We start from the raw sequence: 12,902 nt of genomic DNA on the forward strand, positions 1-12,902 counted from the left end.
GACTAAATACTCCGAAGCGCCAGCTTGGCTTTAGCGGACCAGTCGGTATCCGACTCGGCCACCTTTCCCCAAAGAACCCGGGCATCATCGGGCTGTTTATTGCGCTCGTAAGCCTGGGCAAGGTAGAACTCTACAAAGCCAAGAAATTCTTTACCGAACCGATTGCCCACCTGTTCCTTAACCAGCTCCAGGTCTTCAACAGCGTAGCGCGCTCTTTTTAGAAAGGCCGGCATATTGGCACAGCTGATTCCCCGCTGAAGGCGGGCGCCCAGATTAAATGGAGATTGTTTAACAGCCCGGTCCATCATGCGATTGCCTCGTCTGGAGAACAGCGATAGTTTTGCCAATCGATCAAGGTAGAAGCTGGATTTAAAGGAAGTTGTCGATCCCAATGCAGCATTGAGTTCGGGGTCATCCGGGAGACTCTCCACCAGTGACTGCATCAGAGCCTCTAACTCCTCAACATCCTGCAACTCTGCATCTTCCATCGACGTAAGGCGCGCAAGCTGAGCCAAGTAGGCCTGCTTTCTCTGCTCACTGGTCGTTTCTCCATTGACAGCAGCAAACAGCGCTTCCCTTTCGCTATTGGTGAATGGAATCGGAGTTGGATAGACGAAGTCTTCAGCCAAAGCTGGTGCAGAAATTAAGAATACAACTGAAATAGCCAAAGCCGCTCTAGTTAGCGGGCCCCTAGCCAGCAACATTTTCATGATTGCTGTCATGCAATAGCCTCCTGAACAATACCTTGAGGCGAAGCTGTATCCTCTACCAAATGACCATCTCGTACCGCGATAACACGAGATGCCAAGCTGGTTACATAATCATCATGGGTGGCTACGATAAAAGTGACACCCTGCTCCCGGTTGAGCTGCTTCACAAGGCTCATAATGCTCTCCGACGTGCGCGAATCCAGATTGGCTGTAGGTTCGTCCGCAAGCACCAGATCCGGCTTACTGACAATTGCCCTGGCAATCGCCACTCGCTGCATCTGCCCCCCGAAAGCTGGGTAGGACGCTGATTAACCAACTTGGCAAGCCCCACTGCTTCCAGAGCGTCTAACGCTAGTTGCCTGGCATTGTTAGCCCCCCGCAGTGTCAGCGGGTACATCACATTCTCAAGTGCTGTAAGCACGGGAATCAGGTTAAAAGACTGGAAAACAATCCCAATATGACGACCTCGGAACAGGGAGCGCTGATGCTCTCCCAAACTCCCAAGATTAACGCCATCAATATGAACTGATCCGGAATCACACTGATCCAATGCGGATAGAAGGTTCAATAATGTGCTCTTACCACTACCGCTGGGTCCTTTCACAGCCAGAAACTCACCTCGATCGATAGCAAGATCTATATCCCGCAAGGCGTGGACCCAGAGATCGCCCAATCGATAGCGCTTTGAAACACGCTTAAGCTCAACCAACATTAACTTTTACCCAGGGTGACTGCCATTTGCCCCAGTTGCTCACAAGAGGTTTGCATCGTGGCAGGACAAGGAGCCATTGCTATCGCTTTTTGGTAGTAATCCATGGCCACTACCAAATCCTCAGTGCCCTCTCCAGCTTTCACCCAGTAGGCATTAGCCAAAGACAAAAACACCACCTGCTGCATAGCAGCCGGCAATAGATCGGGCTCTGAATCCATCAGATTCTTAAACCAGGCTTCATCTTCAAACACCCGCTCAAAGTGGCCGCTTACTTCTCCTACATAAGAAAAAGTAATCAGCCGTATCAAGCGTACATTAAAATCTGAATCGGCACTGAGACCCGCTTGATCCACCTCATCCATCGCATGCCGCAGACGGTAGAGCTTGTAAAGACCCATCGCAGGATCAAACATTGCACCTGCGCGCTTGCCCTCATTGGAGTAATACGCTGCACGTATCAGCATGTCGTCTGGACGCTGTTGATACGCGGCTTCCAGCAAGTGTGCAGCCTTTTCAAGCTCGTTATGGTGACTAAATAACTGCCCAAGCTCCAACATCAAGTCGGGGTCTGTACTATTTTCACCAATCTCCTGCTGGAGAAACTCCACCTGCTCCATCTCGCCTTCTGAATAGGCAATCTTGCCAAACTCGATGGGAGCAGCACCTGAAAACCAGGCAACAACATTTCCAATAAAAAAACTACTGATGAGAATGGTAAGTACTTTTTTAAACATTGACTGCTCCCGAAGTGCGCTAAACTTCTTCCGAGTTTTCAAGTAGTTGACCATCCATTTCCCTTAGGGTGGTGTGTTCGTCGAAAACAAGATTTTCAGGGCTCATCACCCCCGGGTATAACTGCTCGCAAATTAGAATCACCTCGACAATATTCAGGGAATCCACCCCGAGTTCTGCAATGGGTGTATCTGCATCGACAGCATCAACATTCAGCATAAGAGCTATTTGCTCACAAAGCTCTTGTACCTTGTTCTCTACAACTGCTGTAGACATAATTACTCTCCAGTAACATTTCCTATTTTTAAGTTATTAAATCGCAGCAAGTAGTCCAATGTTAAAGTAAAAACACAAACATGCTGCTCTCGTTCTGAGTATTTTTGCTGCTGTTTTATGGCAGCAGAACTGATCATGGGCGGTATATAGAACCAGACTTTTGCAAGCCAATGGTGTCCATAAAAAAACACCCGCTGAAAAGATTCGTAAATATTACAGATAGGTTTATCACTTATTGAAAGTGCCGGTGGAATTACACCCTCATCTCCCGAACCTTCAACAATCTCCACCATCTTGCTGGTATTCATTGCCAGTATATTGAGTAAAAACTGGGCAAAAGGCAGATAGAAAGTTTGGAAGGTATAATCTTCCCTATCGAGACTTGATTCTGAGTCCTGCCAGGCTCGATCCAACTCTTCCTGCACCATGTCGGTGTAACTTTGTAGATCGATCCCTTCTACGACTCTATTTTTATGAGCCTTATTAAAGATCTTTGCCCGCTTCTCCTGATAGCCAACCGTTAAAGGCAGGCTTTGTCTACCCACTTTTAATTTGGTGCCGCTTGACTCCGCCAAACGATTGGCAATATGAGCATAAAAAGTGGTATCAACAGGCGAGAAAAGCTTAGAGGTTACCTCAGGTAAACTGTTGAAGAGTTTATCGGTAGCTTCTTCAGGAGTCACCAGGGCTGCATCAAATGACCCAAATTGATGATGTTCAGCAGAGAGCCAAATAAGCTCTCTGGCTGATATAACAACATCATCTTCAGGAAAGAGCATTTTAACATTCTGCAAAAGGCTCTTTCTTTCTATGGAGAAACCAAAATACTCTATTTCAATTAAGTAGTGGCAATCTACCGTATCGGCACCAACAGCAGGAAACAGTGATAAATCCTGACCAACAAATAGACGATCGTCCTTCAGGTAATAATAAAGGGGAAATCGAAACGCCTTGCCAACTTGCAAGTGAAAAGTGTTTTTATCACTTCTCTTTATAGTTCCTAAAGATGTCCAATCTTCGCCATGGCCTGCTCCCCAATCGGTATCACTTAAAAATGAACTCAGTGAAACTTCTGCACCGACGGGCAACACTTTTTCTCGCATCAGGGGAGTTTTGCCTTTGCTAGGTCTCATGCAACAGCCCCCTCAGGTTGCCGCATCAAAGTTGTCAACCAGCTGGAAATAGGTTTTGCCGAAGCAGAAATAGCTGACATATGAGTAGCTCTGGGCAACTCAGTGAGTCCAGCCTTAATACTGGGAGAGAGATACCAGCTCAATACAGTGTGGAGCACATGGGTATCAAGTACTTCGTCCTTCTCACCGACAAAAAAGTGGGAGGGTACATTTAAACTCGCAAAGAGATCCGCGTATCTCTTTACGTTATAGGCACTGAGTAAGTTAAACGTGCAGTCCAGAACTCGCCCCTGATTTCCCGCTGCTGATCCCACCGGGGGAAAGCTCAGCACTGATAACTTCCTCAATGGGGGGAACAAAAGTGCCAGCCAATATTTCAGCATTTTTATTTTTGGCAGATTCTGATCACCAGCCGATGCCCTAGGCCGCGTATAGTGACGTTTCCTTCCGTAACGAATGTAATACTCAAAGCCAGATGCGGGAATATCGTACTTTCTTGTTTCCTCTGACTGAGTCAGAGGCGGTGCGATCGCAAAAAAACCTGCAATATCTTTACTGCCATATAGGTGCAGATATTTAAGTGCAACCAATGATCCCGCGCTGTGCCCTCCAAGAACAAAGGCCTTAGCCCCTCTTTTTTGAGGTGTTTTAATAGATCGGCAAGATCGTCTTGCAGTTGATCGGAATAATCGAGATCCCCCGGATCACCTTCACTCTTGCCATGGCCTCGCCAGTCCGGCAGACACACACTAATGCCGTTCCGGTGTACCATTCGTCCGAACATTAAATACCACTGGCTACTGAACGTGCTCCCGTGCATGCAGACAAGCACCAAGTCAGATTCATCGCACGGCAACCAGCGAAAGGAGAGTTTTTTTCCATCCCGCGCCTGAAAGAACTCCTGAATCACACAACCTCCGAATCCGCATGAGCAGAGTCTAATTCAGCTGTGCGCATAGCTTCACGCTGGTCAATGACCGAATCCATTATGCTATCCGGCTGACTGCGTGCAAAAGCAAGAAATACAGGAACCATACTAGGGATCGCAATATACTCCTGAGTCTGCACCCAGATAGATTTTGCTTTCTTGTTAACCTCAGCAAGTTCTTTATTGGAGTAGCTACCTGCAAGATCCATAACTTCAATCGTATCTGTGTGGAAGGACTCTTCCGATACAACAACACTCACTGGATCTGCTATATCCTCATTGACTAGATCTGTAAGCTTGATAGATAACTTCTCAAGCAGCCAATTGAGGTCAGTCCCATTCATATTTGGCTTTTGTAAAAGATCAGGCAGGGTAATAGCCTGCTGAACAACCATCCGATTTGCCAGTTTAGGGAGGTCGAGTCGCGCCTGGACAACTCTCAGGAAAACTTCAACCCAAAGTTTGACCCGCAGATCGATTCGCCAACCATCCCGGCCTTGGGTTCCCATTAAATATACAAAGTACTTATAGTGATCGGCACCGGACTCAAAGAAACCTTCACTATTTCTGCGAAAATATCGATTCTGAGCTTTAAGCTCTTTTGCCGTTTCAACTAAAAGGCGTTGCAGGATTAACTCAAGGGCCATGTATCCACGGCGCAGGTAACTTTTGCGTAGCCAGTACTCCTGATCCAGATAATTACCTGACATATAATCCCAGGCACTCTCCAGGAAATAAGCAGCGGTATTGTAGGCAAGCAGAGGAGAACACAGTTCAGCAGAGTCAATAACCGGGTATACATTTGCTACATGGGCATAGAGGCCCTGGTAAAATTCTGTGACCACTTGATTCGCGATCGGCAATTCTTTTGCAAGCCGCTGCTGAGCTTCATCACGATTATTGTCTGAAATATCGGCAACAATGTACTTACAAATATGGTCATTAAACAGGGCTATCATGTCGCCCCCACCACTAAACAGAGGATCAAGGAACATCGAGGAAAATCCGGAGGTAGCCCAGCGGTCCTCAAAGATAAACTCATCTGCTCTATAGGCAAGCTGTCCCCAGGCCTCGAAATCAATAAGCTCGGCGCCTTCCAGAAGCTCCGAAATAGCTCTATAAGCCAACAGAAAATCTAGGAAATCTTGCTTCTTTGTGGGCGGCTTGTCGAATTTACTATTCTCGCCAACGATACCTACACTGGTATAGCCACCACTTAAGGGTATAAACCAAACCCAGTAACCATCTCCAGAAAAATGATTCGTTGAAAGAAAGCGTCCAAAGGCCTTCTTTCTCCAATTCATATCTCCCATGGAGTCGATATCCTGTATGTTCTTAAACCGACCCCAGGCAGAGAAGTGTTTAGGGACATTCTCAACACGGGTAAGCTTCTTATGCTTCTTAGCAACCCGATTTCGACCACTGCAATCTACTAACCAGCGGGCGTTAACCACTCCGCTAGCGCCATCTTCCATAAGCTCTATAGAATGGAGTTCATCACCTGGCTGTATGTTAAGATTTTTTGCTTTTACGCCCTGAATAACCTCTATGCCATTCGCCCTATTCATATCGACAAGGTCGGATTCCAATCTGGCCCGGTCAATTTGAAAAGCTGGATGAGGCGGAATACTGGTGGTTCCGTGCTCACTCATCTCTGTTAATGACAGTGTATGCTCAGGGTTATCGTAGAAAAAACGCAGACCATTTTTAGGCAAGTGATTCCTATAGAGATAATTCACCAAGCCCAACTGCTTCATAAAGTAGTGGCCGGTCATCTCCACTGTCGCTTCACCAACTTTAGCCTTAAACTCACTATTTGCCTCAACAACCAATATGGTTAAAGCATCATTATTGAGTTTAAGCTGACGGGCCAGGGTTAAGCCAGCCCATCCACCACCGATAATCACTACATCGTAATTTGATTCCAGCTGATCAAGCTTGTTCATGAGACAGCCTCCACATTTGACAATAATGAATTCCAGGAGGAAGCGTCCATTTCACAAAAAGAGTCCTGATCCTGAAGGATATCCAGCACCAGCTTGGTACGGGGTAACTCATTGCGAATAAAGAATTTAGCACTGACAATTTTCGAGCGATAGAATTCCTCATCAGTATCATTCAGGTCCTGACTCAACTTATCTGATGACGCACATGCAGCCTCCAATAAAAGCCAGGCCAAGGTTATATCACCAAGCATATGTAGAATACGTGTGCTATAGGCAGGAATTTTGAACATTTCTTTTGTTTTCACCCATACCTGCACAGCTTTCAGTGCTGCCTCGAAATGTCCAAACGAAGTCTTTAAGCGCTCAAATTCAATCTCAAACTGAGGGTAGTCCGTGGCCCGATCGAGGAAATTGTCAATTTCTGCCTGGTAGAATTGGAATAGCTTACTGGAATTACCCAATCCTAACTTATCCCGGATCAAGTCCTGGCTCTGGATATAATTCGTTCCCTCCCAGATTGCCAGCACTTTAATATCTCGGGCATATTGCTCTATACCCAGATCCTTGAGATAACCCTGACCACCACAGGTTTGAATCGCCAATTCACAGATACGCCAAGCCTGGTCACTGATATAGGCTTTAACAACTGGAGTTAGCAGGTTCATTAAACCCTGGTAGTGAGCAATGCGATCCTTTTTGTCTTCCTGCCCCTGGTAGATTTTGACTAAGCTCTCTGACAATGTCAGTTTAGCAATCAGTGCTCTACAGCCCTCTACCTTGGATTTCATTTCCAACAACATACGCTGGACATCGGTATGCTCAACGATATTGACCCGGCTTGCGGTAGAGCTAAAGCTCTCGTGAAATCTCTTGCCCTGTAAGCGCTTTGTCGAATAGGAAAGTGCATTATAGTAGGCTGAGGAAGCCATACCCAAGGCGTAAACACCTGTGCTGATTCGTGCCTGATTCATCAAGGTAAGAAACTGCAACAAGCCTACATTCTCACGATTCCCCAGTAGGTAAGCTCTACAGGGGCCATTGTCACCAAACCGAAGGTGAGTGTTTGCACACCCTTTAAAGCCCATTTTCTCAGCTAGAGAAATGCATTCGATATTATTAAACCCACCGAGACTCCCATCCTCTTCAACCCAGTACTTAGGCACAATAAAGCAGGACAAACCGTAGGTGCCCGAACCGCTTTTTTCGCCACGACCCATAACGAAATAAATGGTGTTTTCTGTCAGGTCGTGCATACCGGCACTTATCAGGTATTTTTCGCCCGTTAACAAATAAGTGCCATCTTCCAGTTTCGCAGCGCGAGTCTCTACAAGGGATACATCACTTCCCGCCTGGGGTTCAGTGAGGCAGAGACAAGATGTCCACTCTGAGGTGGCTAATTTGTCCCTAAACAGGTCTTTTTGCAGATCGGTTCCATATTTTTCCACCAAGGTGGAGGACGGCAGGCAAAAACCACCATAAGTCATAAAACTTGGATTTGCCCCCATAAACATTTCCAGGAGCATTTGCATTACAAAGGGCGGAATAGTTGTATTTTGTTCGCCCTCAAGTGAGGAAATATTCCCCCATTCATCCTTAAACCTCCGCCACATCTCAGGGAATGCGCTCGGGAGCTTCACTTTCCCACTCTCTAACTGGCATCCCTCTCGATCTGAATCCTGATATCCCGGCCCGAGAACCTCATAAGAGAATTTTTTAGCCCGAACTAAAATTTCATGGAGAATCTCTGGTGAGCACCCTTTAAATATCTGGTCGCTGAACAGAGTTTTAGCTTCATGGAACTGTTCTTCAATAAGGAATTGAAATTCTCTTATATCAGTTTTATAAATATTATTATCCATGTCTTGCTCCTTGATATTCCAACAGCGTACGCCAACTACCTGCACCTAATACCCAGTCAAATATCTGGTTGTGTCTTCCCCGGTAAATCCTCTTGGGATACCTTAATGCCTCACGAATATGCGAAAGGTAATCCTGGCCTAGAGTGTCACCCAGGTGCTGGGCGGAACTAAAATCTATATAGGCGTCTTCCAACACCAATTTCTCAACATTTACCAGTCTTGAAAGAAATCCCTGAAAATTGGGCGAAGGAATGTCTATTTTCAGGCAACCTACCCTGCCGCCACCCCCTAGAGTTAACAGCCATAGATCAGTCACCTTTTCCTCAATGTAATAACTGATCAATTCAGACAGAGGTTTAATACTCAAATAGTGCCAGCCGTCCTCTTCGATACTGGGTAACCATGAGGCCTTATCTCTGTGCGAAAACCCTTTCAGGAGCCCCTTGGCCCATTTCGAGCGGATATCAAAGGAAACTACTCGAGTATCATCACTAGCGTTGGTTGAGATTACCTGCTTAATACTCTTTACTAAATCTGGTGCGCCAGATAAAGATGGCGCTTGAGAGAGAATATCGCAGCTGGATATTTGACAGAGATGTGTTTCACAATACTCTCGGCAGATCCAGGTAGCCGCCACACCTACAAGAACATCTAAGCCATCTTGATCAGGTCCAACTCCAATTCCCAATGAATCCAGGCACTCTTGTTGCCGCTCTTTGCCCAGTTCGAGATTTAAGATCAAAGCTTCGGCTTCACTACACTTTGAAAAACTCAATACTGCAGCATGGAAGCTGGTGCAGGCGCTACCCACAAATCGGATATTATGCCCACCGTCTTCTAAGTCTGCTATAAACTCTACAATCCGACTATCCTGTAGAACATTAGCCTCTCCCGCAGAAACCACATAGATAAGCTCTGGTAACAAATCATATTGATCCAGGTGTCCTCTCAAGGCATCAAGTAATCGATCAACCTGCCCGCCACTGTCTACCCATAGGTTTTTAATAAACATCTTTATGCTGTCCCGTCCATGGTGTTTATTGTTATATCACCGAAACCGCACTCGATAAGTAATTTAGAAAGCCCCTCAATTAAGAGATCATGGCAATCAACATCCACTGCCAACCTGATTTTCAGCTGGTTTGTTCCCGCTTCAAATGGGTGGCGAACCAAGCTATCCTCAATAGCTATATATCGTTTTCCTTCTCTAACCAATATTGTTTCTTCACCAGCCAGGTCATGAAGCATTAAAACGGTGTCTTGTAATAGAGCACTTGGCATACGCCCGCCAGCAGGCATCTGCATTTTTATCAAGATTAAGTCTATATCCAGTTCAGAATCTTCAAAGTATCGCAGAATATCCAGCAGTAATTGATAGTGCTCTGAATGATTCAGTAGCACCGGGCTGGAATTAACTGGTAGACTGGATAATGCAAGATAGTCCTGCTCAGTACTCAACGGCAGCATTTGTGCTAAGCAGGATTTCAATGTGTCCGGATAGGGGTTACGTTCGAGACACGTTGATAGCTCAACAGTCTTCATCACGCGGCCTCCATTAGATAGAAGTGACTTTGTTCATCAACGGTAACTTCTACAGTGCAATAATAACCATTCAATGCAATCGAACAGGCTAGAAAATTCTCTTGCTTGTCGAAGCCCTTTTCAGCGCCTTGGCAAATAATATTCAGCCAGGGATCACTACCAAAACAATGCCCCCATCGATCATGCAAGTCTGGTAACTTTTGATTGGCCGACAACAATTTGGAGAAAATCTGGCGAATATTCTCCGGAAAGAATGGTAAAGATAAAGTCAGGTCATCTCGTCCAACAGCCATTTTTCGGATGACAGTGGCAAATTCTGGAGTTGTATTATAAGTAATCGTGCAGGATGCATTAAGGTTTATACTGTCAAGATCCCGCACTTCAAACAACAGTGTACAGAGACCAAAACCACTATCGCCCCAATTTTCATTTTCTCGCCAAAACGTTAGATCTAAAACATTGGCGTCAAGAATACTAACCAGTAAGTAGCGCGATTCCGGATTTTGTGTCAGGTAATGCCGAAGGCTATAACCCCAAGATGCACATTCATAGGTATTAACAAAACTGGTAACTGGCGCTCTTGCATTATCACCGTAATTGAAGTCCTGCTCACTAATCGCCGATGAGCTCAAAGGAAGTTCAATCATGGTAGAGCATAAAAAATGGCGATCTATTTGCGAATCTTTTATCTCTGGAGCAGCATCTAATACACTATCTGTCTGTCTTCGGATAATCCTGGCAATATCACTAAAGGCAGTTGATACATCACTACTGGATGAGACAGCGATACCTTCTATAGGGATAAAAGCTGCAGATCGTAAATACAGGCTCATACCCGCAGCCCCTTAAATTTGCTATATATCTCAAAGAAGCACCGATATGAACTGCCTTCCATTTTTGTGAAAGCCAACAGATCGCGCTGTCGATTCACGGATTTGATCTTTCCTGACAAGACCAGGTTCAGCAAAAGCTCATTGCTGGTAAATTTCGTTGCCAGTACACGGTTTACACTGTGCATAGAGAAAGTGGTTGCAGCTACCTGCTCATTACACAAATGAATTAGATACTCTATATGAGCCTGATCTTCGCTGGTTAAATGAGCTTCTTTACAGTCATGTAGCCAAAGCACAAAGTGCATTAGTGATTTAACAAAGCGCGGGCGAACCAGTGTTAAAAACCGATTGACGCTACCCAACCCACCTTTGCTCAACAACATGTCTTTGGTAATTGATACTTTACCCTTACAATTTCCCAGCTGTAACGTGCCATTTAAAAAAGGCTCTCCTACAGCACTCTGCCGTAATTGGTTACAGAGTTCTGGTGGCAACATCACTGTCAGGGGAAAAGGCCTTCCCGGTTGCTTGGTAACTACCATGGCAAAGCCAAGCTTATGTGCTTCAATGCCGTGGATCTTGTCGACATTCAGTAGCATGTCGCTATCAGTTTCAACCAGCTCTGTCTTCCAACCCATAAGACTCGGGCCGCCGGGGTCTGTCATAAGGAAGTGGCCGAAAATCCCCTGCTCCACCCATTTATTGACCTGGGCAAGCTGATCATCTGTAGCAGTCAGGCTCAACATAATCGAGCCAAATAGCCCGATCATGTTGTGAAAGTGATTATCCAGTCCTTCATCCCGGACAGTGTCAATAATTTGATCAATAACAAAGGTCTGCTCAAACTGCTCTAATGGCTGCTGAACCGAAGCGTCCCTAAGTGGTGCAAGCTCTGTCAAAGGATCTTCGATAATCATTGATGCATCGAATAGCCGAGCACAAGAATTTTCTAACAGCGATTTCAATGTGCTGGGCACTGGTGAAATACTGGATAATTGATTGAGAACAAAACCGCCTACAACCGATTGCATTTCCATGATCTACTCCACCAGATAAGAGTTCGGAGCCGGCAACTTGAGGAAAGGTTCTACGGTATAACTTGCGTTATAGGCACCACATCCATCAAATATGACTAAGTCCCCTTCTCGAAGGCCAATATTGTTGACTTCCCCAATCACATCTTCCTTATTGCAAGAAGTGCCCACTAAAAGGACTTTCTGCCCCTCATCATTCCCTTTTAGAGGAGTCCCATTACGCAAAACATGAGGTTGCTGGAATCGTTTAAAGGTACTTTCCGTTTTCGCCAACAGAAAATTTTGGGCCATTCCCCCATCACATACGGCGTACTTGTCACCGTTAATGGACTTTTTATAGCGAACTTCCGTGACGAAATAACCGGCTGAGCCCATAATTGCTCGACCACTCTCGTGAACTACCTTGATATGATCTGGAAATTCAGCAATCAAATTTCTATATTGCTCAAAATCAAACTCCTGCTCTCGCCAATTGGGGTCAAACCCACCACCTAGATTGGCTAATGACAGAGGGTATCCCAGTATTTCCTCAAACTTATAAACAACTTGCAAGGCCACTTTGGCAGTGTCGAAAGCACCTTTATTAAAGGAGTATGAGCCCCTGAACAAATGAAAACCTAAAACTGGAATCTCATGTTTCTTGCAAAAATCCAAAGCCTCAAGGCAGCCATTCCAGTCGAAACCAAAATGATCTTTTCTTAGGCCCTTTTGATTTCTATCAAAGTGGCTCAAGATTGAGGGATTAAGCCTTAAAACGACAGGGTTTACTGGCCGCCTTGCCTTCAACTCCTCAACCAAAGCTAATTGATTCAGGTTGTCGATAATTAAATGGCACTTACTCGCAATGGCAGCGCGTATAAAGGCCTTATCTGCCGATGGGTTATTGACAAATCGGGGACTATTCCCTTTGGGAAGTAGATTTAGTTCGCCTATAGATGCAATCTCAATACCGTCTTCAAAGATGTGCCCACAACGAAGTATTAAATCAAGACAACTATTGGCTTTTAGAGAGTATATCAATCCCGTGCCCAGCGCTTCCTTCAGCTGCTTGTAGTTATCGTGAGCAGTTTTAACGGAATAGATATAACAAGGTGTAGATAGCTGTTTCTTGTTTTGGCCCAACTGTTGAACCAGCGCATCTGACAGTGCACCCATAACTCCCCCAAGGGTTAAACGTATCGTTTATATTTTTATTAA

14 protein-coding genes and 1 pseudogene are annotated in these 12,902 nt (G+C 45.4%); all 15 read right to left on the minus strand.

What is annotated here, in order from left to right; translation table 11 throughout:
• Nucleotides 1–2: 2 nt before the first annotated feature.
• Nucleotides 3–722 (minus strand): hypothetical protein, encoded by a 720-nt coding sequence (locus tag P0078_RS04050; RefSeq protein ID WP_282933198.1) that lies wholly within the window; start codon nt 720–722, stop codon nt 3–5.
• Nucleotides 719–886, minus strand: a complete 168-nt coding sequence (locus P0078_RS04055) for a hypothetical protein (RefSeq protein ID WP_282933199.1) — start codon at nt 884–886, stop codon at nt 719–721. Before P0078_RS04055 ends, P0078_RS04050 begins: the two co-directional genes overlap by 4 nt.
• A 90-nt stretch (nt 887–976) precedes the next feature.
• Nucleotides 977–1,422: pseudogene (locus tag P0078_RS04060) on the minus strand (ABC transporter ATP-binding protein); the annotation flags it as partial.
• On the minus strand, nt 1,422–2,156 hold the full coding sequence (locus P0078_RS04065; RefSeq protein WP_282933201.1) for a tetratricopeptide repeat protein: 735 nt from the start codon (nt 2,154–2,156) through the stop codon (nt 1,422–1,424). The pseudogene P0078_RS04060 and the gene P0078_RS04065, both read right to left, overlap by 1 nt.
• A gap of 19 nt (nt 2,157–2,175) precedes the next feature.
• Complete coding sequence (locus P0078_RS04070; protein ID WP_282933202.1) at nt 2,176–2,430, minus strand: acyl carrier protein; 255 nt, start codon at nt 2,428–2,430, stop codon at nt 2,176–2,178.
• Between the two features lie 2 nt (nt 2,431–2,432).
• Nucleotides 2,433–3,563: a hypothetical protein gene (locus tag P0078_RS04075; protein WP_282933203.1), complete on the minus strand. Its 1,131-nt coding sequence runs from the start codon at nt 3,561–3,563 to the stop codon at nt 2,433–2,435.
• Nucleotides 3,560–3,895: a hypothetical protein gene (locus P0078_RS24480; RefSeq protein WP_353057044.1), complete on the minus strand. Its 336-nt coding sequence runs from the start codon at nt 3,893–3,895 to the stop codon at nt 3,560–3,562. The genes P0078_RS04075 and P0078_RS24480 overlap by 4 nt, the downstream gene beginning before the upstream one ends.
• Before the next feature lie 182 nt (nt 3,896–4,077).
• Nucleotides 4,078–4,473, minus strand: a complete 396-nt coding sequence (locus P0078_RS04085; protein WP_282933205.1) for an alpha/beta hydrolase — start codon at nt 4,471–4,473, stop codon at nt 4,078–4,080.
• Complete coding sequence (locus P0078_RS04090; RefSeq protein WP_282933206.1) at nt 4,470–6,437, minus strand: NAD(P)/FAD-dependent oxidoreductase; 1,968 nt, start codon at nt 6,435–6,437, stop codon at nt 4,470–4,472. The genes P0078_RS04085 and P0078_RS04090 overlap by 4 nt, the downstream gene beginning before the upstream one ends.
• On the minus strand, nt 6,434–8,296 hold the full coding sequence (locus tag P0078_RS04095) for an acyl-CoA dehydrogenase family protein (protein ID WP_282933207.1): 1,863 nt from the start codon (nt 8,294–8,296) through the stop codon (nt 6,434–6,436). Before P0078_RS04095 ends, P0078_RS04090 begins: the two co-directional genes overlap by 4 nt.
• The gene (locus tag P0078_RS04100) at nt 8,289–9,308 is read right to left on the minus strand and encodes a hypothetical protein (RefSeq protein WP_282933208.1); all 1,020 of its coding nucleotides are present in this window, start codon (nt 9,306–9,308) and stop codon (nt 8,289–8,291) included. The genes P0078_RS04095 and P0078_RS04100 overlap by 8 nt, the downstream gene beginning before the upstream one ends.
• 2 nt (nt 9,309–9,310) lie before the next feature.
• Nucleotides 9,311–9,838, minus strand: a complete 528-nt coding sequence (locus tag P0078_RS04105) for a hypothetical protein (RefSeq protein WP_282933209.1) — start codon at nt 9,836–9,838, stop codon at nt 9,311–9,313.
• Nucleotides 9,838–10,671 carry a hypothetical protein gene (locus P0078_RS04110; RefSeq protein ID WP_282933210.1) on the minus strand — a complete coding sequence of 278 codons (834 nt, stop codon included), beginning with the start codon at nt 10,669–10,671 and terminating at the stop codon, nt 9,838–9,840. Before P0078_RS04110 ends, P0078_RS04105 begins: the two co-directional genes overlap by 1 nt.
• On the minus strand, nt 10,668–11,708 hold the full coding sequence (locus P0078_RS04115) for a hypothetical protein (protein WP_282933211.1): 1,041 nt from the start codon (nt 11,706–11,708) through the stop codon (nt 10,668–10,670). The genes P0078_RS04110 and P0078_RS04115 overlap by 4 nt, the downstream gene beginning before the upstream one ends.
• Before the next feature lie 3 nt (nt 11,709–11,711).
• Nucleotides 11,712–12,860 (minus strand): type III PLP-dependent enzyme domain-containing protein, encoded by a 1,149-nt coding sequence (locus P0078_RS04120; RefSeq protein WP_282933212.1) that lies wholly within the window; start codon nt 12,858–12,860, stop codon nt 11,712–11,714.
• Between the last annotated feature and the right edge of the window lie 42 nt (nt 12,861–12,902).

Source organism: Microbulbifer sp. VAAF005, assembly GCF_030012985.1.
GTDB lineage: Bacteria > Pseudomonadota > Gammaproteobacteria > Pseudomonadales > Cellvibrionaceae > Microbulbifer.